This window comes from Vreelandella songnenensis (assembly GCF_003002925.1).
Classification (GTDB): domain Bacteria; phylum Pseudomonadota; class Gammaproteobacteria; order Pseudomonadales; family Halomonadaceae; genus Vreelandella; species Vreelandella songnenensis.
This window is the reverse complement of record NZ_PVTK01000002.1, coordinates 330,403-353,145: the sequence shown is the minus strand read 5'-3', so window position 1 is coordinate 353,145 and position 22,743 is coordinate 330,403. Positions and strand designations below refer to the sequence as shown.

At 58.5% G+C, this 22,743-nt stretch carries 20 protein-coding genes; 8 read left to right on the top strand and 12 right to left on the bottom strand.

The genetic code is table 11. From position 1 onward, the window contains the following. Positions 1 to 64: 64 nt before the first annotated feature. The gene (locus tag B0H98_RS06180) at positions 65 to 583 is read left to right on the top strand and encodes an FKBP-type peptidyl-prolyl cis-trans isomerase (protein ID WP_106374183.1); all 519 of its coding nucleotides are present in this window, start codon (positions 65 to 67) and stop codon (positions 581 to 583) included. Between the two features lie 255 nt (positions 584 to 838). Here the strand turns inward: B0H98_RS06180 and B0H98_RS06175 are convergent, their stop codons facing one another. From B0H98_RS06175 to B0H98_RS06155, 5 genes are all read right to left on the bottom strand, one after another. Continuing rightward, positions 839 to 1,267, bottom strand: coding sequence for a group I truncated hemoglobin (locus B0H98_RS06175; RefSeq protein ID WP_244182981.1), 429 nt, complete (start codon positions 1,265 to 1,267; stop codon positions 839 to 841). Positions 1,268 to 1,320: 53 nt separating this feature from the next. Beyond that, positions 1,321 to 2,217, bottom strand: coding sequence for a DUF3034 family protein (locus B0H98_RS06170; RefSeq protein ID WP_244182979.1), 897 nt, complete (start codon positions 2,215 to 2,217; stop codon positions 1,321 to 1,323). Then, entirely contained in the window at positions 2,214 to 4,583 is a 2,370-nt protein-coding gene (locus B0H98_RS06165; RefSeq protein WP_106374181.1) for a putative bifunctional diguanylate cyclase/phosphodiesterase, read from the bottom strand. The genes B0H98_RS06170 and B0H98_RS06165 overlap by 4 nt, the downstream gene beginning before the upstream one ends. Before the next feature lie 46 nt (positions 4,584 to 4,629). After that, entirely contained in the window at positions 4,630 to 5,256 is a 627-nt protein-coding gene (locus tag B0H98_RS06160; protein WP_244182978.1) for a methylamine utilization protein, read from the bottom strand. A 322-nt stretch (positions 5,257 to 5,578) separates the two neighbouring features. Then, positions 5,579 to 7,297, bottom strand: coding sequence for a proline--tRNA ligase (locus tag B0H98_RS06155; RefSeq protein ID WP_106374179.1), 1,719 nt, complete (start codon positions 7,295 to 7,297; stop codon positions 5,579 to 5,581). Between the two features lie 221 nt (positions 7,298 to 7,518). Here B0H98_RS06155 and B0H98_RS06150 point away from each other — a divergent pair, with 221 nt between their 5' ends. After that, entirely contained in the window at positions 7,519 to 7,953 is a 435-nt protein-coding gene (locus B0H98_RS06150; protein WP_106374178.1) for a hypothetical protein, read from the top strand. 72 nt (positions 7,954 to 8,025) lie between these two features. Here the strand turns inward: B0H98_RS06150 and B0H98_RS06145 are convergent, their stop codons facing one another. After that, complete coding sequence (locus B0H98_RS06145; RefSeq protein ID WP_106374177.1) at positions 8,026 to 9,219, bottom strand: benzoate/H(+) symporter BenE family transporter; 1,194 nt, start codon at positions 9,217 to 9,219, stop codon at positions 8,026 to 8,028. Positions 9,220 to 9,365: 146 nt separating this feature from the next. Here B0H98_RS06145 and B0H98_RS06140 point away from each other — a divergent pair, with 146 nt between their 5' ends. Further along, the gene (locus B0H98_RS06140) at positions 9,366 to 9,953 is read left to right on the top strand and encodes a helix-turn-helix domain-containing protein (RefSeq protein ID WP_106374176.1); all 588 of its coding nucleotides are present in this window, start codon (positions 9,366 to 9,368) and stop codon (positions 9,951 to 9,953) included. Here the strand turns inward: B0H98_RS06140 and nfo are convergent. After that, positions 9,923 to 10,783, bottom strand: coding sequence for a deoxyribonuclease IV (nfo, locus tag B0H98_RS06135; RefSeq protein ID WP_106374175.1), 861 nt, complete (start codon positions 10,781 to 10,783; stop codon positions 9,923 to 9,925). The genes B0H98_RS06140 and nfo overlap by 31 nt on opposite strands. Before the next feature lie 9 nt (positions 10,784 to 10,792). Continuing rightward, positions 10,793 to 11,563, bottom strand: coding sequence for a glycerophosphoryl diester phosphodiesterase (locus B0H98_RS06130; protein WP_106374174.1), 771 nt, complete (start codon positions 11,561 to 11,563; stop codon positions 10,793 to 10,795). Positions 11,564 to 11,737: 174 nt separating this feature from the next. Here B0H98_RS06130 and B0H98_RS06125 point away from each other — a divergent pair, with 174 nt between their 5' ends. Next, the gene (locus B0H98_RS06125) at positions 11,738 to 12,715 is read left to right on the top strand and encodes an NADPH:quinone reductase (RefSeq protein WP_106374173.1); all 978 of its coding nucleotides are present in this window, start codon (positions 11,738 to 11,740) and stop codon (positions 12,713 to 12,715) included. 90 nt (positions 12,716 to 12,805) lie between these two features. Here B0H98_RS06125 and B0H98_RS06120 read toward each other — a convergent pair whose 3' ends face one another. Next, a complete protein-coding gene (locus tag B0H98_RS06120) occupies positions 12,806 to 13,450 on the bottom strand; it encodes a TenA family protein (RefSeq protein WP_106374172.1) in 645 nt (214 codons plus the stop codon). A 281-nt stretch (positions 13,451 to 13,731) separates the two neighbouring features. On the opposite strand from B0H98_RS06120, the gene B0H98_RS06115 reads away from it, so the two are divergent. The 4 genes from B0H98_RS06115 to B0H98_RS06100 all read left to right on the top strand — a co-directional run bounded on the left by B0H98_RS06115 (position 13,732) and on the right by B0H98_RS06100 (position 18,716). Then, a complete protein-coding gene (locus B0H98_RS06115; protein ID WP_106374171.1) occupies positions 13,732 to 15,588 on the top strand; it encodes an SLC13 family permease in 1,857 nt (618 codons plus the stop codon). A 116-nt stretch (positions 15,589 to 15,704) separates the two neighbouring features. Further along, the gene (locus tag B0H98_RS06110; protein WP_106374170.1) at positions 15,705 to 16,463 is read left to right on the top strand and encodes a DeoR/GlpR family transcriptional regulator; all 759 of its coding nucleotides are present in this window, start codon (positions 15,705 to 15,707) and stop codon (positions 16,461 to 16,463) included. Between the two features lie 105 nt (positions 16,464 to 16,568). Further along, the gene (glpK, locus tag B0H98_RS06105) at positions 16,569 to 18,053 is read left to right on the top strand and encodes a glycerol kinase GlpK (RefSeq protein WP_106374169.1); all 1,485 of its coding nucleotides are present in this window, start codon (positions 16,569 to 16,571) and stop codon (positions 18,051 to 18,053) included. A gap of 438 nt (positions 18,054 to 18,491) precedes the next feature. Beyond that, positions 18,492 to 18,716 carry a hypothetical protein gene (locus tag B0H98_RS06100; RefSeq protein ID WP_106374168.1) on the top strand — a complete coding sequence of 75 codons (225 nt, stop codon included), beginning with the start codon at positions 18,492 to 18,494 and terminating at the stop codon, positions 18,714 to 18,716. 50 nt (positions 18,717 to 18,766) lie between these two features. Here B0H98_RS06100 and B0H98_RS06095 read toward each other — a convergent pair whose 3' ends face one another. The 3 genes from B0H98_RS06095 to B0H98_RS06085 all read right to left on the bottom strand — a co-directional run bounded on the left by B0H98_RS06095 (position 18,767) and on the right by B0H98_RS06085 (position 22,739). Next, positions 18,767 to 20,410 (bottom strand): glycerol-3-phosphate dehydrogenase/oxidase, encoded by a 1,644-nt coding sequence (locus B0H98_RS06095; RefSeq protein WP_106374167.1) that lies wholly within the window; start codon positions 20,408 to 20,410, stop codon positions 18,767 to 18,769. A 235-nt stretch (positions 20,411 to 20,645) separates the two neighbouring features. Then, positions 20,646 to 22,397, bottom strand: a complete 1,752-nt coding sequence (locus B0H98_RS06090; RefSeq protein WP_106374166.1) for an ABC transporter substrate-binding protein — start codon at positions 22,395 to 22,397, stop codon at positions 20,646 to 20,648. A 69-nt stretch (positions 22,398 to 22,466) separates the two neighbouring features. After that, on the bottom strand, positions 22,467 to 22,739 hold the full coding sequence (locus B0H98_RS06085; RefSeq protein WP_106374248.1) for a DUF2160 domain-containing protein: 273 nt from the start codon (positions 22,737 to 22,739) through the stop codon (positions 22,467 to 22,469). Positions 22,740 to 22,743 lie beyond the last annotated feature (4 nt).

The window sequence follows — 22,743 nt, the reverse complement described above, 5'->3', positions numbered from 1 at the left end:
CCAAGTGATAAACTGCATCAATATTTTACGACAAAGCCGACAGCTTACCGGAGAGGTGTTTTCCATGTCGATTACGGCGCATCAGGTCGTGACCCTGCACTATGTGTTGACTGAGGTATTGAGCGATAACAGCCTGCGCACGCTGGACGACTCGCTGGCGCGTGACAAGCCCCTTGAGTACCTGCACGGCCATGACAATATCGTGCCCGGCCTTGAGCAGGCGCTGGCCGGCTTGAGCGTGGGTGACAGAAAAAGCGTAACGCTTGCCCCCGAACAGGCCTATGGCCTGCGCAATGAAGCGCTGGTTCAGGAGGTGGGGCGCGGCTCGTTTGGCAATGCGGAGCTGACGCCCGGCAGCCGTTTTCAAACCGAAGGCGAAGCCGGCCCGCAGATCGTCACCGTGGTGGACGTCGCCGGGGACCGCGTCACCGTAGACACCAATCATCCGCTGGCCGGGCGCACGCTCAGCTATGCGGTCACCATTTTGGACGTGCGCGATGCAACCCGCGCCGAGCTTGCCAAGGGGCATCCACTGCCGCCAGGTACTGAGCACAGCAAGGTCGAAGATCGAAAAGTGCTTTAAACGGCTGAATCGTCCAAAAGTTGATCCATGTCAGCGACTGCCTGCATTAGGCGCGTTACAGTAAAGCCATACCCGAGTGACAGCAGCCAACCCTACAGGGTCCTGCTTAAGTGTGAGGGTAACGAGCTTATGGCGGGCAGATCGAGGTGTAATCTGCCCGGCCCGATGTCAGGGGAGGGAGCTTACTCAATCCAGTAAGCTTTCTTATTACCGGCCCACTGGGCCGGTTTTTTTTGCCTTGATAAACCACATCACCTACTGGTAGCGCATGACATCGGCGTGCATGGGAGCAAGTCGGCCAAGCAGCACGTTGCGGGCGCTTATCGGTACTTCTTCTGCCTGCATGGCCGTATCAAGATGTTCCACCAGACGGTTAAAATGCCTGTCCGTCAGCCCCATATGCTGATGAGCCCGATCCATCGGCGGGCCTTCATAGTGGCAGGGGCCATCGCTTACGTCGCAAATCATGCTTCCAAGCGAAGCGGCCAGCTTATCGATGTTGGTGTTGGCAAAAAAGCCGACCAGCTCGGTGTCATCGGCCACGCGATACAGGAAGTTCTCGACGACGGCATCGATGTTTGTCTGCCCGCCAAGACGCTCGTACAGCGTCGTCTGGTGCTGCGCGCAGGCAGTCAGCATCATTGCCAGGCCTGCTAAGGTGAAGGCCAGTAAAGTGCGGCGCATCGTGGCTCCCTTCATGAATGGTTGTTGATCGGTCATCGCTGATAAAAGCCGACTTACAGAGCCGTTTGCAGCGAAAGGTATCCGCCCTGTTGCGAGGGCAAGCCGGCAATCGTGCCCAGGTCCAGCCAGGCAGCGGTCAACGAAAGGTGCTTGTTGAAGAAGTAGGCGCTGTAAAGGCTTTGCCAGTCATCCTCTCTGGCGGCACTCAAGTTATCGGGTTTTTGGCGATACTCGGTGCCGACTATCCATCGGGGAGTGATAAAGACACCTACACCGCCTTCGGCTACCCAGGAACGGCCGCCCTGGTCGCCGCCAAAACCGAGCAGGCCGCCCTGGTTTGCGCTGGTGTTGCGCAAGGTGGCATTAAGGAGCACGTTGCGCCCTGCGAAGGCGCTGAACAGCAGCTTGCTGCCGCTGAGATAAACATCGTTGCCCTGCGTATGCTGAGCCCCAAGCGCTGCAGGAATGGTGCCATCGCTTACTCGCTTGTGCTGCCCACCGATACTCCAGATCCCTAAAGGGTGGTACAGCACATCGCCAAATAGCCTCAGCTTCGCTGCGTAAATGTCCTGCTCCAGTTCACCACCCAGCGTTTCCAGATCAAGCGTTTGACGAGCAACCGAAACTTCGAGCCGATCGTACACATTCAGGCTTGCGCCGGTTACGGTGAGCTGATAATCGTCCACCCAGGCGCGGGTAGCCGTGGCCGTGACACCCACCTCCTCATCGCTTGGCGTACCTGAAAGCACGGCCCAGGGAGAAAGGCCTCCTCCCGCCGCGCCTTCAATGGCGGTGACTGCGCCGGTTGCCAGGAGCCGGCTGCCGGCCTGGGCAGGCGCGGCAGCAAGGGCTAACAGTGTAAAACCCAAAACCGCAAACGCCGCTACGCGTGGCGTCCAGGCTTTAAAAAAGTGAGCAGGCAAAGCGGGCGTCGCAGGTGACGGCATCATGGCATCCTCCAGGGCGTCTCTATCGATGACGCGGGGTGAGGTAAAGAGAGGGGCGTGAAGCTATCCAGCCATTCGGTCAACTGCTCCGACCCCATGGGTTTGGCAAGCCAATAGCCTTGCAGGTAATCGCAGCCAAGCGTGCTAAGCAGGTCGGCGCTGGTGCGGCTCTCGACCCCTTCGGCAACGACTTCAAGGCCCAGGCTATGGCCCATTTCGATCGTCGAGCGGACAATCGTCAGGTCATCCTTTTGTGTATCTATCGCCTGTACGAAGGATTTATCGATCTTGAGCGCATCGACGGGCAGACGCTTGATCTGGGCCAGCGAGGAGTAGCCGGTGCCGTAATCGTCGATGGCAATGCGTATACCCAGCCGATGGAGCTCGAGCAGTGTACCCATCGCGGCGTCCACGTCCTGCATGACTGCGCTTTCAGTCACTTCGATACTCAGGCTTTCCGGCGCCAGCTGATAGCGCTCGAAAAGCTCTGCCAGGCGAAGCGCCAGGCGTTGATCCACCACATCACTGGCGGAGAGATTGATGGCCACAGACAGGTAATGTCCCTGCCTCTGCCATGTCTCAAGCTGGGCACAAACGTGTTCGAGCAGCCATTGGCTCAACATGCGAATGCTGCCCGAACGCTCTGCCAGGCCTATGAATTCATCGGGAGGTACGAAGCCAAGCGATGGGTGGCGCCAGCGCATCAGCGCCTCGCACTGCGTCACTGTACCCGTGCGGCAATCCATCTTGGGTTGATAAGCTACCCATAATTCGCCGTTGGCCACCGCATCCTGCAGATCGCGAATCAGCGTCAGTTGGCGCAGGTGCTGCTCATCCTGGCCTTCGATATATTGCTGGTGCGAATGGCGGTGGCGGCGCGCCATGTCCAGCGCGATATCGGCCCGACGCAGCAGCAGCTGCGAGCTGTCACCATGGCCTGGGAAGTTGGTTTCGCCTGCACAGATCAAGGGGGTGACGGGGGACTTGTTCAGGTCGATGGGCTGCTCGAGGGTAGCAAAGAGGTGCGCGCGCCAGGCAGCATCGCTTTGCGGCAGCTTGGTGAGCAGCAAAAGCTCATCACTATCCAGCCGGTAGGCTTTACTGCGTGGAGTGTCCACGCCGCGTAATCGCTTGGCCAGTGTGACCAGCATATGATCGCCGAGCGCATAGCCAAACGTGTCGTTGATATCTCGGTAGTTATCGCTTTTCAGCCGCAGCAGGGTGAAGGGTTCGCCGTGTTGAATGGCAAGGTCGATATCTTCCTGAGCGCTGATACGGTTCGGCAGGTCGGTCAACAGGTCGTGGCGCGACTGATGACGCAGCGTTGCTTCACGCTCTGCAATGCCTTCCTGCATGGTCAAAAGCGTCGTGGCCAGCAGCCCTGTTTCACTGTGCTTGCCGCGCATGGGAAGCTCAAGAACGCGCTCCCCCCGGCCGATACGCTGCGCTGCTTGAGACAGTGCTCTCAATGGTTCGCTTATACTGCGTGCGCTCCACGCGGCCACTAATACGGTAAACAGCAGAATAAGGGCAATAATGCCCAGCAACTGCCACTGCAAGGAACGATAGGCACCCAGCAGTTCGCCACGGGAAATCTGCAACAGGGCGTAGGTCTGATTGATCTCATCTGCGTAGAGCAGGCTTGCGTAAGAGAGGTACTCGTCATCGTGCGTCATTTCATTGCGCACAGTGCGCCCACCTTGGGTAAGCAGTTCGATGCTTTTACTGCCCATCAGCTGTTGAGCCAGCGTTTTTTCATGGGTGCTTGCCAGATAGCTGATATCCACGTCATCAGCGTAATTGATGACGCTGATATCCAGGCCGGTGAGCGCATTGACTTCGTTGATCAGGGTGTCATTGATCAGAAATCCCATGCCAACCCAGCCAATCAGGTTAGGCGCGCGAACGGGCAACAAAGCCACTTCATAAGGCTGCCCCTGGGCAATGACGACGCCGGCGGCGCTGCCTTCCTGACGGGCGTGTTCGAACAGCTGCGGGAAGGGCATGGGAGTATTCTGCGCGTGGTGGCTACTTGCCAGAATATGGCCTTCAAGACTGCTTAAAAATACGATATCCGCCTTGGCGCGGTCGCCGTAGTTGGCCAATGCCGAATACAGGGTACTGGTATCCTTGGTCGATACAGCACTTTTAAAACCGAAGTCGTCGGCAAGAATGGCCACGTTGTTGCTTAGCTGCTCGCCGCGCACGTTCAGTAGCTGATCGAGCACCTTGGCGCCCAGTTCCAGGCGCTGGGAGCCTTTGGCGATGATGTCGTTTTGCGTTGCGCGAAGAAACGCGATCCCCGTGGCGAATTGAGAAACCACCACCACGGCAAGTAGAACCAGCATCAGGCGCGTTCGAAAGCGCATAGCAACCTCAAAAAAGACCCGTCACGGTGTATTGCCACGGCCATGCTCAGCTAGCGTCTTTAAAGCGCTGTTGAAGGGGCGATAGCGGTGGCTTGGCGGGGGAAACGGCCTTGAGTTCAAGACGGATACTCAAGGAGGTATCGGCCGTGACGTTACCTTCCCACCAGACCTGCTGGCTATCATCAAGGCGCGGATGCCAGACGCGTATCCGATGCTCCCCGGCCGGTAACGAAGGCAGGGCAAGCATGCCCGAAGCGTCCGTTTTGGCCGCGAAGGGGGCATCACTGACCACGATAAACGCCTGCATGTTGTCGTGAATATTACACCCCAGTACGACAACCCCCGGCTGATCAAAGAGCAGCGGTTCAGGCGTCTCCTGCAAGTAAAGATTCAGGGTAAAGGTTTTCGCGGGCGAAAATGAGTAGACGTTATGGCGCGTCGTATCCTGATTGGGAAAGGCGACGTAGCTGCCGGTGGGTATGGCGGTTACATGCGGGTGAAAAGCTGCGTCACGTTGAAAGACGGTCTGCTCCTGGGCTGCAATGGCGGGGGTTGAAGGCTCGTAATAAATCTCTACTACGGCATCTTCAAGAGGCTGCCCATCAGCACTGCTCACCGTTATGGATGCGGCACTGGCTGGCAACGCTACCAGCAGTGCATATAGCGTCAGCATACCTAAACAGGTCTTGAAAACGCAGGACAGGTTGGCCAAAGAGGACCGAGGTTGTGTTCGCATGGGATTCCACGAATAGCTGACAAAACGTGTGAGTAGAAACACGGCACTACTAATAGTGTATGGATTACGCGGGAAAGTCATGCTTTTGACTTAACGCAAAACTCTCGCTTATTCCATACATTGATCAAGCGGGTGGTGTTCGATTGATATCGTTTCTGACAGCTAGAAGTACTAGACGGCGTGGTACAGGGAGGGCGTCAGAGCAGGAGATGATACATCGCTACCGCATGAGCGCGGTAGCGATGAATGACTCTACGTATCAGCGCGCTTTTTCGAGCAGAAAGTCGACGATCTGGTCGGCTGCGACCATCGTGGCTTCGCTGTCACGGCGGCCCTTGTATTCAAGCTCACCGTTATCCAGGCTGCGATCGCCAATTACCAGGCGATGCGGCACGCCCATCAGCTCCAGGTCGGCAAACTTGACGCCGGGGCGGGTATCGCGGTCATCCAGCAGAACGTCCAGGCCAGCGGCGGTCAACGCGTTGTACAGACGCTCGGACTCTTCGCGTACGCGCTGAGACTTGTGGGCGTTCATGGGTACCAGTGCTACCTGGAAAGGCGCAATGGCGTTGGGCCAGATAATGCCGGCGTCGTCGTGGTTCTGCTCGATCGCGGCGGCCACCACGCGGGTGATGCCAATACCGTAGCAGCCCATCCACGGGTGGCTGGTTTTACCGCTGTCGCCCAGGACGCTGGCGTTCATGGCTTGGGAATATTTCTGGCCCAGCTGGAACACGTGGCCCACTTCGATGCCCCGCTTGATGGACAGCGTGCCCTTGCCATCCGGCGAGGGGTCGCCTTCCACGACCTTGCGCAGATCGGCCACTTCCGGCAGGGCTACATCGCGCTCCCAGTTGATGCCGAAGTAGTGCTTGCCTTCGATATTGGCACCCGCGCCAAAATCGCTCATCAGCGCGACGCTGCGGTCAGCGATGATCGGCATATCCAGATTCACCGGCCCCAGCGAGCCAAAGCCTGCTCCGGCGGCTGCGCGAATTTCCTCTTCACTGCCCATGGTCAAGGGGGCCGCTACCTGGGGCAGGTTTTCCGCCTTGACCTCATTAAGCTCATGATCGCCGCGTACCAGAAGTGCCACCAGGCCGCCTTCGGCACCTTTGACGATCAGCGTCTTGACGGTTTTTTCGATGGGCAGACCGTGCTGCTCGACCAGAGCAGCGATGGTCTTGGCGTCCGGCGTATCGACCAGATGCATCTCCTGGGTGGGCGCTTCACGCTTGGCGTCACTACCCAGGGGCGCGGGCAGAGCTTCGGCCTTTTCCATGTTCGCCGCGTAGTCGGAGGCGTTGGAGAACACGATATCGTCTTCACCCGAGCTTGCCAGCACGTGGAACTCGTGGGAGCCGGTACCGCCGATGGAACCGTTGTCGGCGATGACCGGGCGAAAATCCAGGCCCAGGCGGGTGAAGATACGCGTGTAGGCATCATACATGCCCTGGTAGGTCTCTTTTAGAGAGTCCTCATCCAGGTGGAAGGAGTAGGCGTCTTTCATGATGAATTCGCGCGAACGCATCACGCCAAAGCGCGGGCGGATCTCATCACGGAACTTGGTCTGGATCTGGTAGAAGTTGACCGGCAGCTGCTTGTAGCTGGCAATTTCCTTGCGCACCAGGTCGGTGATGACCTCTTCATGGGTCGGGCCAACGCAGTAGTCACGTTCGTGACGGTCCTTGACGCGCAAGAGTTCAGGGCCGTACTGCTCCCAGCGGCCGGACTCCTGCCAAAGTTCTGCGGGCTGAACCGCAGGCATCAATACTTCCTGGGCACCGGCGCTGTTCATCTCTTCGCGCACAATGGCTTCTACCTTGCGAAGCGTACGCAGGCCAAGGGGCAGCCAGGTGTACAGGCCCGACGTAAGACGCCGAATCATGCCTGCACGCAGCATCAGCTGGTGGCTAATGACTTCGGCGTCGGCCGGGGTTTCTTTTAATGTGGCAATGAGCAATTGGCTGGCGCGCATGGGCGAGAAAATTCCTTGATGGTAAAAAAGCCGCTGGCTTAACGTTGAATGCGGGCATTGTACGACTTAGCAGGTAATGCGGCAAAATCCTGCTTGGACTGGCGGCCGTGCCGAAAGCCGTTTGTGCTAATATGGGCGGGTTTTTGCAGGCGGTGATCTAGTCGGGTGCCAAACAATCAACGCCCTGACGCCGCGCTTTTATGATCCTTGAGGGAACCTTCATGCAGCAAACTGTACGCCGTTGGGCAACGGGGGCCGTACTTGGCGTCTCCATCGTTGCGCTGAGTGGTTGCGGTACCATGTTTCATCCAGAGCGAAAAGGCCAGCTAAGTGGTCAGATTGACCCAGTAGTAGCGGTGGCCAACGGCGTGGGGCTTCTGTTCTTCATCGTACCGGGCGTGATTGCCTACGCGGTCGACTTTTCAAATGGCACTATCTATCTGCCCAGCAATAACAGCGCCTCCATTGATGTGCTGCATCTGGACGGTGAACTGAACGTGGCGTCACTTGAAAAGCTGTTGTCAGACAAGGCAGGCCAGCCGGTCAGTCTCGAAAGCGAGCTTGTGAAGATCGAAGAGATGACCAACCTTGAAGAAGCGCTGGCCATGGTGCGTATGTCCGGCGTTCTCGACGAAGAGCGTTTGGCCACCATGTAACCTGTCAGGTTGCTCTGATGACTGATATGACCCCAGGCCGGGTAACCCCGCCTGGGGTCATATCGTTTGAGATTACGCAACCTGCCTGGGCGCGGTGAGTTTAAGCGTGATCAGGCCGGCGACCAGCCCCCAGAATGGCCCGCCGATACCCAGAAGCGTGATGCCTGAACCGGTCAGCAGGAAGGTGACAATCGCCGCATCGCGCTGCTGGGGGTGTGCAAAGGCGCTGGCGAACCCGCCAGCTAATGTGCTCAGCAGGGCAATGCCGGCCAGGGCAATCACCAGTACGCTGGGCAGCGCGCTGAATACGCCGGTGACCGTTGCACCAAAAACGCCCATGATGAGGTAGAAGACCCCGGCGGCCATGCCGGCGGTGTAGCGTCGGCGTGGGTCGGCATGGGCGTCTGGCCCCAGGCATACAGCTGCGCTGATCGCCGCCATATTGAGTGCAAAGCCGCCAAAAGGGGCAAGCATAAGAGTGACGCCACCGGTCCAGCCAATCAGCGGCGAGCTATTGGGTTGATAACCCGCGGCGCGCAGCACGGCAACGCCCGGCAGGTTTTGCGTAGCCATGGTGATCACAAATAGAGGGATGCCCACCCCGATCAGCGTGGAGAGTGAGAACGCCGGGGCCATGAAGACTGGCGTGGTGGGCGCCAGCGGAATGCCCTGAAGATCGATCTGTCCTTGAAACAGGGCCACGCCCAGCCCCGCCAGCAGCACACCGGGTACGGCCAGCGTGGGCCACAGGCGACGGCCGATGACCCAGGCGGCCAGCATGACAAGCGGCATCAGCCACTGGGTTTGCATGGCACCAAACAGTTCAAGCCCGAAGCGCAGCAGGATACCGGCCAGCATGGCGGCGGCAATGGCGCCGGGAATATGGCGCATGAGTCGCTCGAATAGCCCGGTAATACCGCACAGAGTGATTAGAAACGCCGAGAACAGAAACGCGCCAATCGCTTCCTCAAGCGGTACACCCGGCAGGCTGGTCGCCAGAAACGCTGCCCCGGGCGTCGACCACGCGGTGAGAAGCGGCATGCGATAGCGCAGCGAAAGCCCAAACGAGGTAATGCCCATGCCGATGCCCAGCGCCCATAGCCAGGAGCTGATCTGGGCTTCTGATGCGCCGCTGGCGGCGGCAGCCTGAAAAATGATGGCCGCAGAGCTGGTATAGCCGATCGTCACTGCCACAAAACCGGCGGTAAGGGTGGAAAGCGAAATATCCTTCCAGACGCGCGCCTGCGGCGTAGTAGTGGTCGGCATAGCAATCTCCGTGTCCTGCTGGTTTAACATGCGAGCTGATTTGTGCGCTATAACGCATAAAGAAGCACATTATCACCGTGCGTCATAGCGCACAATTGGCAAAAATGCAGTGCCGATAATATAGTCAGGCAATTCAGGAGGAGTTCATGCCTACACAGCCCCAAGCCATCGCCGAACACGTGGCCAGTACCGTCAAGCGCCTGCGCAAGGAGCAGCGCTGGAGCCTGGATCGGGCCGCCGCAGAGACCGGGGTGAGCAAGGCGATGCTGGGCCAGATCGAGCGCGGTGAATCAAGCCCTACGGTGTCCACGCTCTGGAAGATTGCCAGCGGTTTTCGGGTATCGTTTTCCACGCTGTTCGATAGCCAGACGCCGGCACTTGGCGAGCTCAAGCGCGACAGCTGGGAATCCGTGTGGGGCGATGACAGCGCCGGTATGCAGGCCAGGCTGCTGTTTCCCTATGACCCGCTGCTGGGGTTTGAAATGTTCATGATCGAGCTTGCGCCCGGGGCGATCAGCGAATCATCGGCCCACGCCGAGGGCGTGGTCGAGCATATCGTGGTGGTGGAGGGGGAAATGGAGCTGCGCATCGATGAGCGCTGGCAGACGCTGCGCGCTGGCGAAGGGCTGCGCTTTTTTGCTGACCGGCCCCACGCCATGCGCAATAACACCGCCACGCGGCTACGCTTTCACGATGTGATTCACTATTTACCCGGTGCTGCCTCAAAGGCCTGAGCGCGCAACCAGCTGATTTCATCGCGCCAGATCTCGGGCTCCACCGTTTCAAGAATCAGCGGAATGCCGTTGATACGTGCATCCTGCATGATGGTGGTAAACGCAGGCAGGCCGATATTGCCTTTACCCAGGCTGTGGTGGCGGTCGACCCGGCTGGCGTGGGCGCTTTTGGCGTCGTTCAAGTGCATGCCGCGCAGGTACTCAAACCCCACCACGCTACCCAGTTCATCCAGCGTTGCCTGGGTGGCCTCGGCAGTGCGCAGGTCATAGCCCGCGGCGAAGGCGTGACAGGTATCGATACATACGCCTACTCGGGATTTATCGTCCACGTGGCGGATAATTTCCGCCAGGTGTTCAAAGCGCCAGCCCAGGTTGGTGCCTTGACCGGCGGTATTTTCGATCACTGCGGTAACGTCCCGGGTCTGGGCCAGCGCCTCATTGAGCGACTCGGCGATGCGCTTGAGACAGTCTGCTTCGCTTATCTTGTTGAGGTGGCTGCCGGGGTGAAAGTTGAGTAGCGTCAGCCCCAATTGCTCGCAGCGCTGCATTTCGTCCAAGAAGGCGGCGCGGGATTTCGCAAGCCCCTCGGGCTCCGGATGCCCCAGATTGATCAAATAGCTGTCGTGGGGAAGAATCTGCTCCGGCGTGAAGCCATGCTTTTGGCAGGCGTCCTTGAAGGCGGCAATGGCCTCTTCGGTCAGCGGTTTGCCCTGCCACTGGCGCTGGTTCTTGGTAAACAGTGCAAACGCATCAGCGCCGATCTCGACCGCGCGGTGAACCGCTTGATCCGCGCCGCCCGCTGCGCTGACGTGGGCTCCTACATACTTCATGACTATCCCTTAACGTGTGACCAGGCGCTGATTATCCAGAAAACGCTGGAAAATGGCAGGCTCATCGGTAATCGCGCAGGCAATGCCCCAGTCCCAGCGGCTGTTGAAGGCGCCGGGGTCATTGGCGGTATAGCAGAGCAACTGATACCCGGCATCAATCATGGCATCGGCCTGAGCGCGCTTGAGGCGCGGCCAGTGGGGATGAATGCTGAAGGCGTCCACCGCCTCGCACTGGGCGCGCCAGTCCTTGGGCGTGCTGCCGAACAGCACGCCCAGCGCCAGTTCCTCCTTTGGGGCGAGCTCGCGGCAGCGGCGCAGGGCGGTAGCATCAAAGGAGGAGACGATCAGTCGCTCCGGCGGCAGCGCCGCGAGCACCTCGGGCATGACACGCTCCACCAGGGCGATGGGGTCGCGGCCCTTGTTTACCTTGATTTCCAGGTTGACGCCCATGTCAAGCTCGTTGAGCAGCGCCAGCATGGCCTCCAGGCTGGGCATTTTCTCGCCGGCGAAGCGGTCGCTGAACCAACTGCCCGCATCCAGCGCCTGCACCTGTTTCCAGTTGAGCGTTGCCAGGCTGCCGCGCCCGTCCGAACAGCGCGCCACGTCGGCGTCGTGCCAGATGACCGGCGTTCCATCGCCGAGCAGTTGAACATCCAGTTCGACCCACTGGGTGCCGGCTTCATGCGCGGCCCGCACGGCGGCCAGGGTGTTTTCAGGGGCGGCGGCAGAGTAGCCGCGATGGGCAATCAGGGTGGGTAGGGCAATCGCAGGGTGGGTCATGGGCCTTCCAGAAAGCTTCACCGGTTGAATGGGATTGAGTTTAGCATGGGTACATGACGCCAGCGTGTCACGCCGCGACGGCGATCAGTTGCTTGATTTCTTTACCCTGACGCGGTTGGATAGCACGCGTGACGTCAACCAATAAAGTAGATCAATAACGTACAAGGAGTGTGTATGTCTCAGCGTATCCAGTTTGCCCAGACCGGCGGTTCAGAGGTGCTTGAACGGGCAACCGTTACTCCCGCTGAACCCGCGGCCGGGGAAGTGCGTATTGCCAACAAGGCGGTGGGGCTCAACTTCATCGATATCTATTTTCGTACCGGGCTTTATCCGGCTCCGGCGCTGCCTTCAGGGCTTGGTACAGAGGGCGCCGGTGTGGTGGATGCCGTGGGTGAAGGGGTTACCCATGTAAGCGTGGGCGATCGTGTGGCCTACGCCCAAGGGCCGCTTGGCGCCTATGCAGAGCACCATACGCTGCCGGCAGCGAAAGTGGTCAAGCTGCCGGACTTTATCGATTTCGAAACCGCCGCCGCCAGCATGCTGAAAGGCCTGACCGTTCAGTACCTTTTGCGCCAGACCTATGCGCTCAAGGGCGGCGAAACCATTCTGTTTCACGCGGCTGCCGGTGGCGTGGGTTCCATTGCCTGCCAGTGGGCCAAGGCCTTGGGTGTGAAGCTGATCGGCACGGTCAGCTCCAGGGATAAGGCGGATCTAGCCATGCAAAATGGCGCCTGGGCGACCATCAACTACACCGAAGAGGACGTGGTCGAGCGCGTGCGCGAATTGACCGGCGGCGAAATGTGCGACGTGGTATACGACTCCGTGGGCAAGGATACCTGGGAAGTCTCCTTGAACTGCCTGAAACCCCGCGCGCTGATGGTCAGCTTCGGCAACGCCTCAGGCCCGGTGGATGGCGTGAACATCGGCATTCTCAACCAGAAGGGCTCGCTATTTGTAACGCGCCCCAGCCTCAACGGCTACGCCGACACTCGCGAGCGCCTGGAAATAATGTGCGAAGACTTCTTCGGCATGATTGAAAGCGGCAAGATCAAGATCGATGTGACCAATCGTTACCCGCTGGCAGACGCTGGCAAGGCGCAGGACGCCTTGCAGAACCGCCAGACTACCGGTTCGACGGTATTGCTTCCCTGAGCGCCATCTTCACGAAGCCTCATCCGTTTATACGCAAAAGCCGCCCCAAGGCGGCTTTTGCGCTTGAGCAAGCAGGCAAAGGGGCAAGACTTAGCGCATCCCGTCAAAGGCCATATCGAAAAACCGCTGCTCGATCTGGCAGGCTTCAACAAACGGCTCGCGCAGCGTTTCAAAGTCGCGCTCGGCGCCCACGCGGTTGAGTTCATTGCACAGGAAGCCCACCCAGCGAACAAAGTCCGGCTCGTTGTGCAGCACGATCCAGTCGCGGTGCTCGGGCCTGGGCGGGAGCGTGTTACCGGCGCGCTGAGCCCACTCAAGATAGAGCCACTCGGCAACCACCAGTACCACCAGCATCAAGGCGTAATCCTGAGAGTCGCAGGCCTTTTCCATGAGGGCAATAAATGCCTGGGTAGGCTCGGAAAGCGTCGGGTTCTTCCACTGGCTTTCCGGAATATTCAACGCTTCAAACGAATCAATAAAGTAGCGATACTCGCCACCGGCCAGCACGGAAAGTTGCCGGGCGTGGGTCAGGCGCGCCTCGGGGTCGTCTGCGGCGCACACCGCTGCCCCGAGCAGGCGTACAAAGGTGTCGCAGAAGCGAAAGTCCTGAACCAGATAGCGGCCAAACACCTCGTCGGCTATGTCGCCTGCCAGCAGCTGGTCCACAAAGCGGTGGTTGACGGAGGCGTCCCAGTAAGGCTTGGCCGCGTCACGCAGACGATGACATAAATCCATACCCACTCCTGTAAGTTAGCGATAACGCAGTCCATGGTAAACGATGCCTTGCGCCGGGGTTAGTAGACGATGCGCTAGGCAGTAGTGGTGCGTAATGGCTGTGCGCGCAGAATTTTTTCGGTGTAACGATAACGTCTGCATGGCCTGTACGATTGTATAGTTATCGTCTAATGTGTGGAGGTAAAAGCGCGTTAACTTATGTTGCGACTCGAAGGTTAAAACCGATAGGTTGAAGTCCGCCGATATCCTACTTTCAGGCGGCTAAAGGAGATCACAGTAGCATGGCGTTAGAATCTATCGGCCTGGCCCCGAGCACTCTGGTATTTATCATACTCGGCTTGACCCTGGGGGCATTCATCTGGGGGCGTTTCCGTTACGATCTGGTTGCGTTGACGGCGCTGCTGGCCTCGGTAATGCTGGGGCTTGTGCCGGCCGATTCCGCGTTTGCCGGATTTGGCCACCCGGCGGTCATTACCGTGGCCGCCGTACTGGTATTAAGCCGCGGGTTCGAGCGCTCGGGGGTAGTGGATGTGATTGCCAACCAGGTGCTCAAGGTCGGCGAGCGGCTGCTGTTACAGCTACTTGTGCTGGTAGGCACGGTGGTGGTGCTCTCAGGCATCATGAACAACGTAGGGGCGCTGGCGCTATTGCTACCGGTGGCCATGCGCATGGCGCGCGAGCACAACACTTCGCCTTCGCTGCTGTTGATGCCTTTGGCGTTCGGGTCGCTTCTGGGCGGCTTGACTACGCTGATCGGCACGCCGCCCAATATCATTATTTCGAGCTACCGGGGCAACATCACCGGTGAAAACTTCGGCATGTTCAGCTTTTCGCCAGTAGGCATTGCCGTGGCGGGGGCAGGGCTTGCCTTTATCGTACTGATCGGCTGGCGCCTGACACCCAAGCGCAGTGGAAAAGCATCGACTGAAGAGATGTTTGATACCGCCAACTACCTGGTCGAGCTCAAGGTGACCGAGGATTCCAAGGCCAACGGTCTAACGCTTCCTCAACTGCGTGACGAGCTTGAAGAGACCATCCCGGTGCTGGCGGTGGTGCGTGATGACAATCGTCGGGCGGGCTACTCGTTTCACGGTATTCTGCGCGAAGGCGACATTCTGCTGCTGGAAGCCGGGCCGGACGAGTTGAAGCTGCTGGAAGACAAGGTGGGGCTGAGTGCGATTGCCGAGCCCGAACCAGAAGATGACCCAAGTGAAGGCGAGGCTTCAGGAAATAGCGGTGCCGAAAAAGAGGGCGACGACAAGCGCCAGCCCGTCGATACCGAAGGGCTTCAACTGATCGAAGCCGTCGTGCGTAACGACTCGATGATGAACAATCGTAGCGTCAAGCAGCTGCGTTTGAACCAGCAGTTCGGGCTACATCTGGTCGCGGTCGCTCGCGATGGCAGCCGTTTAAAGCAGCGCCTGCGCGATATCCGTTTTCAGACCGGCGATGTGCTGCTGTTGCAAGGTAGTGAAAAGGAGATAAGCGACAGCCTTTCCACGCTCGGCTGTCTGCCGCTGGCCAACCGTGAGTTGCACCTTGGCCAACCACGTAAGCTGGCCATTTCGATAGGTATCTTTGCTTTGGCCATCGTGGCCATGCTGTTCGATCTGCTGCCGGCGGCGGTGGCCATGAGTACGGCGGCCCTGGTTTCCTTGCTGATTGGTGTACTGCCTCTGCGTGACGGGTACCAAGCCATCGATGGCCCGGTGATCGTGCTGCTGGCCGCCATGCTGCCGGTCGGCGAGGCACTGGAAACCAGCGGCGGCGCGGAGATCATCGCCAATTCGCTGCTTACCTTTGGCGTCGATTGGCCGATCTATGTGTCTCTGGTCGGGCTTTTTGTACTGACCATGCTGCTTTCCAACGTGGTCAACAACGCAGCGGCGGCACTGCTGATGGCGCCCATCGCGGCAAGCCTTGCCCAGGGTTTCGACGTCTCGCTCGATCCGTTTCTGATGATTGTGGCGGTCAGTGCCTCTTGTGCGTTCTTGACCCCCATCGGTCATCAGTCCAACACCCTGGTACTCGGCCCCGGAGGTTACAGCTTCGGTGATTACTGGAAACTGGGTTTGCCGCTTTCCATCGTGGTGCTGGTTGTCGCTTTGCCGGCGATCCTGTGGGCATGGCCGCTGTAAGGATGCTTGCACGCTGGATGTGCTGAACAGTCTGTAATGGGCTCGGAACTATCAGATTTCGAAAATCTTGATACCCTGTTACGCTATCGCTAAACAAAAGTGAACAGGTCGGGCCCATGAATCAGCAATTTCGTCAGGATGCGATTGTCGAGCTGGTACGCCAGCACGGTTACATGAGTATCGAACAGCTGACCGAACATTTTGCCGTTACGCCACAAACCATCCGGCGCGATCTGAATACCCTGGCCGATGATGGCCGGGTGCGGCGCGTGCATGGCGGTGTGGGAATTGAATCCAGTACTGTCAACACTGCTTACAGCACTCGCAAGACGCTTCATCTGGAAGAAAAGGAGCGCATTGCCCGCTGCCTGGCCCAGCAGATCCCCGACCACTCCTCGCTGTTCATCAACATCGGTACCAGCAACGAGGTGATTGCGCAGGCGCTGCTTGAGCATCAGGGGTTGGAAATCATCACCAATAACCTGAACGTTGCCGCTATCTTGCAGCACAAGGAAGATTTCAACGTGATTATCGCCGGCGGGCAGGTGCGCTCGCGCGATGGCGGTATCATTGGTGAGGCCACGATCGATTTCATCAATCAGTTCAAGGTCGACTACGGCATCATTGGTATCAGCGGTATTGACGAAGACGGCTCACTGCTGGAATTCGATTATCAGGAAGTCCGCGTGGCTCAGGCCATCATTGCCAATTCGCGCCGAGTCTATCTGGCGGCGGATTACTCGAAGTTTCATCGTAACCCGGTGGTTCGCCAGGGCAATCTGTCTCAACTCGATGCGCTGTTCACCGACCGCAAGCCGCCGGAAGCCATCCAGCAGCTGCTGTTACAGCATGATGTAGCGCTGCATGTCGCATGAGTATGCGTTTATTCATAAGACTATTTTCGAACTTGAGCATTTTCAGGGCTTAGCGTAGCCTCTGCTAATAATAAAACGAAAATCTTAACTCAAAGCGAACATGCCATGTCCAGCTATCTACTTGCCATCGATCAAGGCACTACCAGCTCACGCGCTATCCTGTTCAATCGAGAGGGCCAGATAGCCGCGATTGCGCAACAGGAGTTCACCCAGCATTTCCCCAGTGATGGCTGGATCGAGCATGACCCGGACGACCTCTGGGAGTCGGTGGTGGCGACTTGCCGCCAGGTGCTGGAAAAAGCGCAGACGAAAGCCAGCGACGTAGCGGGAGTAGGAATCACCAACCAGCGCGAAACCACGCTGCTGTGGGATCGCAGTACGGGCAAACCGCTGTATAACGCCATTGTCTGGCAGGACCGGCGCACTTCGGAGCAGTGCCAGTTGCTGCGTGATCAGGGCCATACCGAGACCGTTCAGGCCAAGACGGGGCTTTTGATCGACCCTTACTTTTCAGCGACCAAGCTTGCCTGGCTGCTGGATAACGTCGAGGGCGCGCGTGAGCGCGCCGAGCGTGGTGAGCTTGCCTTCGGTACCGTGGACAGCTTCTTGATCTGGCGGCTGACCGGTGGCAAGCAGCACGTGACCGATGCTACCAATGCTTCGCGCACGGCGCTGTTCAATATTCATACCCAGCAGTGGGATGAAGAGCTTCTGACGCTTTTCAACATTCCTGCAAGCCTGCTGCCGGAAGTGAAGGATTCAAGCGATGACTTTGGCATGGTGGAAGCGGACTTGCTGGGTGCCGAGCTACCCATTGCCGGCGTGGCAGGCGACCAGCAGGCGGCGCTGGTAGGGCAGGCGTGCTTCAAGCCGGGCATGGGCAAAAGCACCTACGGCACCGGCTGCTTCATGATCGTGAATACCGGTGATACGCCGTCACTTTCGCAAAATCGCCTGTTGACCACGGTAGGCTACCGGCTCAACGGCAAGCCCACCTACGCCATGGAAGGCAGTATCTTCGTGGCCGGGGCGACCGTGCAGTGGCTGCGCGATGGGCTTAACCTGTTTGCCGATGCCGCAGAAACGGAAGCGCTGGCCAAGGAGACACGCTATGGGCACAGCGTCTATCTGGTGCCCGCCTTTACAGGATTGGGCGCGCCGTACTGGGATCCCAAGGCGCGCGGCGCGATCTTTGGCTTGACCCGGGATACCGGCATTGCCGAGATTGTGGCCGCTGGCTTGCAGGCAGTGTGCTATCAGACCCGCGACCTTCAGCACTGCATGAACGATGACATGGACGCCACCCCGAGCAAACTGCGCGTGGATGGCGGCATGGTGAAAAACAGCTGGCTGATGCAGTTTCTGGCCGACATGCTGGACATCGAGGTCGATCGGCCTACCATTCTGGAAACCACTGCCTTGGGTGCGGCCTATCTGGCGGGCCTGCGCCTGGGTTGGTACGACTCCCTGGAGGAGATCGAGCAGCTCTGGCGCTGTGAAAAGAGCTTTCTGCCAAGCATGGATAGCGCCACCCGCGAGTCGCTTTATCAGGGCTGGCTGGACGCGGTATCTCGCGTGCGCTCGCACTAGATAAGACTCAATAAAAAGCGTAGCCGCCGCCCTGGTGGCTACGCTTTTTTTTTGCCTTGCCTTTCACACCCATGCCTTCCGGTGCCGATCTGTAGGCCTTTAACACCGATAGCGCTTTTCCAGCAGCGGTGTAGTCAGGTTACAACCTGATGTGCTGCCAATGATGCATTGTGGCGTTTGCTGCAGTGAAGCATAGTCAATGCATGGATCAGACAATGGCTTGCTACCCCGAGCCATTCATCTGATCCCTGCTACACAGCTTAGCGCTTCAGGATTACCCATGCGCTAGAGGCGAAGGTCTTGTAACGCTTGTGACCGTTTCGCAGTTACCGAACTGGGCACTTATCCGGCCCGGCATGCGTAGCAACGTCACCATTGAACGCCTGTCGGCAAGCGGGTTCAGCTGGCAGCGGATGACCATACCATGAGGTACTACCAATGAACTGCATCGAACTCAGCCAACAAGCCGACCAGATTGCCAGTACGTTCAGCAAGCAGGACCTGGCCAAGCTGGTGCTCGCACTGAAAAGCAACCGTGAATCGCTCCAGCACGCCGTAGAGGTGATTGATACTCTCGGCAGCCGCAGCGGATGCACGCTGGAGGAAGCCTGGGATGAAGTGCTGGCCGGTGACTCGCAGCTTCAGGTCGTCAATGAAGAGTAGGCCAACACGTTAGATGAAAGCCCCTCTACGAGGGGCTTTTTTATGCGTACTCAAGCGTCCGCTTGAAGTGCTGGCTGTGGGGCAGTATCCGACGTTTTCTTGAAATAGTGATCGAGTCGCGCCTGGGCGTCATCACCAAACAGCACACGGCAGGCCTCTTTCAACCCTTCTGACTGGCGCAGCTGCTCGTGATGCACGACCAGCGAAATCTTTGCCCGGCGGCGCAGAAAATCCTCGAGCTCGGTGATCATCTCGTGATCGCGGGCGTGCTCAAGCTCAACACGGATGTACTCGGTGCCTTCAATCAGCAGCTCGGCCTGGCGCGGGTCAGCTGCGATCTGCTCCAGCATGGCAAACGCCTTGTTTGCATAGCGCCGCCATAGGCGTGTGGAAAGCACCTCGGAAGACGTTTCAGGCGTTAATGCATCCAGCTTCATTTGCCTTGCTTGAGCCAAGAAGGCCTGTTTGACACTTTCGGCGGGTTCGCCGTACCAGTGAAAGTCCGCCTTGGGCAGCGTGACACCCAGGTCGCTCAGGGCGTCGGCAATTTCATTACCCACATTGACGCAGTCGGTCAACTTGCCGCCAAAGATGCTGATATGCGCGGTTTCGCGGTTGGTGTCCACCACGTGCTTGCGAGACATCTGGAAAAAGTCGCGATCACTACCCTGATCTGCCTCTACGGCGAGCGGACGTACACCACAACGCGTGGAAATGATGTCGGCAGGGGTCAGCGGTTTTTCAAGGGTCAGGCGCGCGTTGATGTTATCCAGCACAAAGCGGATATCTTCATCGGTCACTACGGCGTCAGGATGCTCCATATGGGTATCGGTAGTGCCGATGCAGGTGCGGTTGCCCATGGGGATGACGAAGAACAGCCGACCATCGTCGGCAAAGAACGCCAGCACCCGTTGTGACGCGGTGAGCTGCGGCACGATCAGGTGAATCCCCTTGGAGTAGAGGTGCTGATGCGACGTCTGTTCGCCGGTCAATGTGTTGTGCTGGTCGACCCACGGGCCTGCAGCATTGATCAGTACCTTGGCGCGTATCTCGAAGGTGCTGCCATCGGTGGTGTCCCGCGCTCGGGTCACCCATACGCCATCCTGGCGCACGGCGCCCAGGGATTCGACATAGTTGGCGGCGGTGGCGCCGTAATCAAGCGCATGGCGGATAAAGTTGAACACGAACCGCGCGTCGTTATCGTGCAGGTAGGCATCTGAATACTCGAAGCCGCCTACCGAGTCGCCAACGTTGATGATGGACTCTTCCTGCTTGATGTTCTTTGGCGAAAGCAGGCGCGGGCGTTTGGTAAACCCGTTGCCCATCAACCAGTAGAGCCAGGTGCCCGCCCAGAGGTAGCGTGGCGAGTGGCGAAATCCTCGGGTAATGGTGGTCAGGAAACGGATCTCCTGAACGGTAGAGGGGTAGCTCTTGATCAAGTGATTGCGGCTTTTGCACAGCTTGCGCACCAAGCCAAAATCATTGCTTTCCATGTACTTGATGCCTCCCCATACCAGATTGGAAGAGTGCATGCTGGTACTGCCAGCAAAGTCTCCTCGATCGATCAGGGCGACCTTGGCACCTTTGCCTGCCAAGGCAGCGGCGCTTGCGGCGCCGTTGATACCACCACCAATCACCAGCGCGTCAAAGGTGGTGCTGGTCAATTGACTCACGTTCTGTTCGCGCAGCGTCATGGTGGCCTCTTCAAATAAGCGGATAAGCAGGATTTGCCATCTAAACGGCGGTTATTTTCATTTGTGAAAGAATATGTGATCGTTTTTGATCTTTCAAGGTTGAAATCGAACATTTGATGGGCGAAAAACGGCTCCATGATGAAGCCGGTTGACGAAAGCTGCTTTACACGCAGTGCTTATCTGGTGATTGACGGCGATTGCAGGGCGGTGGGCCGCCCTGCAGCTAGCGTCGGGGTTACTCCTGGCGCGAACCCGCCGCCATCCAGGCTTCCATCATTTCTTCGTAGGGCACGGTTGTGCCTTGGGGCATTTCGTTATCCAGCTTGGGTTTCGGGGCGCCTTCCCGGTCAAGCCACACCTGGGGGTCTTCCTCTTCGTTGAGCACCGGTGCGTAGCTGTCGAAGACGTTGGCGCGGGCCAGGCGATTCATGGTGTTGTCCATATCCGCCGCCAGCTTGTCCAGGCCCTCCTGGGGCGAGACTTCACCGCTCATTACCGGTGCCAGATTCTGCCACCATAGCGGCGCCATGCGCGGGTAGTCCGGCACGTTGGTACCTGTGGGTGTCCAGTTGGACTCGTTGGGGCTGCGGTAGAATTCCACCAGGCCGCCCAGCTTGGGTGCCATTTCGGTCATCTGTTCGGAGAAGATGTCAGACTCGCGAATAGGCGTTAAGCCATGCATGAGCTTTTCAAGTGATACCGTTTTTGCCACAGTAAACTGGGCAAAGAGCCATGCCGCGGTGCGGCGATCTTCCGGGGTCGAGTCGAAGAAGGTCCAGGCGCCCACGTCCTGATAACCCACCTTCATGCCCTCTTCCCAGTAGGGACCGGTAGGCGACGGTGCCATGCGCCAGAGCGGATTGCCCTCGTCATCGGTGACTGCCACCGCCGGGTCGACCATGTCGGCGGTAAAGGTGGTGTACCAGAATATCTGCTGAGCGATGTGCCCCTGAGCGGGTACTGGCCCGGCTTCGCCAAAGGTCATGCCCTGGGCTTCGGGAGGCGCGAAGTCACGCAGCCAGTCGACGGCCTTCTGCATCGCAAATACCGATGCCGGCGAGTTGGTCGCTCCGCCGCGGCTGACGCTGGCGCCTACCGGCTGGCTATCTTCATTGACGCGTATACCCCAGTCGTCCACCGGATTGCCGGAAGGGATACCGGGACTACCCATGCCTGCCATGGAGAGCCAGGAGTCGTGGAAGCGCCAGCCCAGAGACGGGTCGCGGCGGCCGTAGTCCATGTGGCCGTATACCTTGACGCCATCGATTTCACCAACGTGTTCGGAAAAGAACTCGGCGATGTCTTCGTAGGCTGTCCAGTTGGTGGGTACGCCCAGGTCATAGCCATAAATTTCCTTGAACTGTTCCTGCAGATCTTCGCGCTGGAACCAGTCATGGCGGAACCAGTAGAGGTTGGCGAATTGCTGGGTGGGCAGCTGGAACAGGCTGCCGTCCGGACCGGTGCCGTACTGCAGGCCGATAAAGTCGTCCAGGTCGAGCGTAGGCAGCGTGTAGTCGGCCCACTCGTTTTCCATTGCCTGTGTCAGGTTGATGGTGGTGCCGTAGCGGATATGCGTGCCGATGGAGTCGGTGTCGTTTACGAAACCGTCGTAGATGCTGTTACCCGACTGCATCTGATTCTGCATGGTGTCCACCACATCACCTTCGCCGATGATGTTATGGGTGACATTGATACCGGTCAGCTCGCTGAAAGCTTCCGCCAGCACCTCGCTTTCATAGACGTGGGTAGTGAGGCCTTCGGCCACGGTCTGAATATCCAGACCACGAAAGGGCTCCGCAGCGTTGGCAAACCACAAGAGCTCTTCGATCTGTTCTTCACGGCTGAGGGTCGAATTCTGAAAATGTTCATCGACCAGGCGTTCGGCAATGGCGCGGGCTTCGTTCTCCTGGGCTGACAGCGTGCCCGATGCGAGCAGCAGGCTGGCGGCCAGGGTTGTCAGTCTGAACTTGTTGTAGTGCTTATGCATGTTGACCTCGTCTTGTTGTGTTCTTCCCTGATGGCTTGGCCGTCCCTGATACGGAAAAAACGCCGGCGGCTAACCCCAGCGCATTAAAACCAGCAGCCATACGGCTGATACCGCAAGTGCAATCCAGATGGAGAGCGAGGTAAAGCCGATCACTCCCAGGTGAATGAATGCCGCCGAGAGCAGGCCGATAAACAGCCGATCCCCGCGCGTGGTGGCAATGGGCAAGAACCCCTTGCGCTCGATGGTGGGCGACACGATTTCCCATACCGTCATGCCCGCGAGCATGGCCGCAATCGAGGAAAAGAACAGGGCGGTGGGCAGGGTCCATACCATCCAGGACATCATG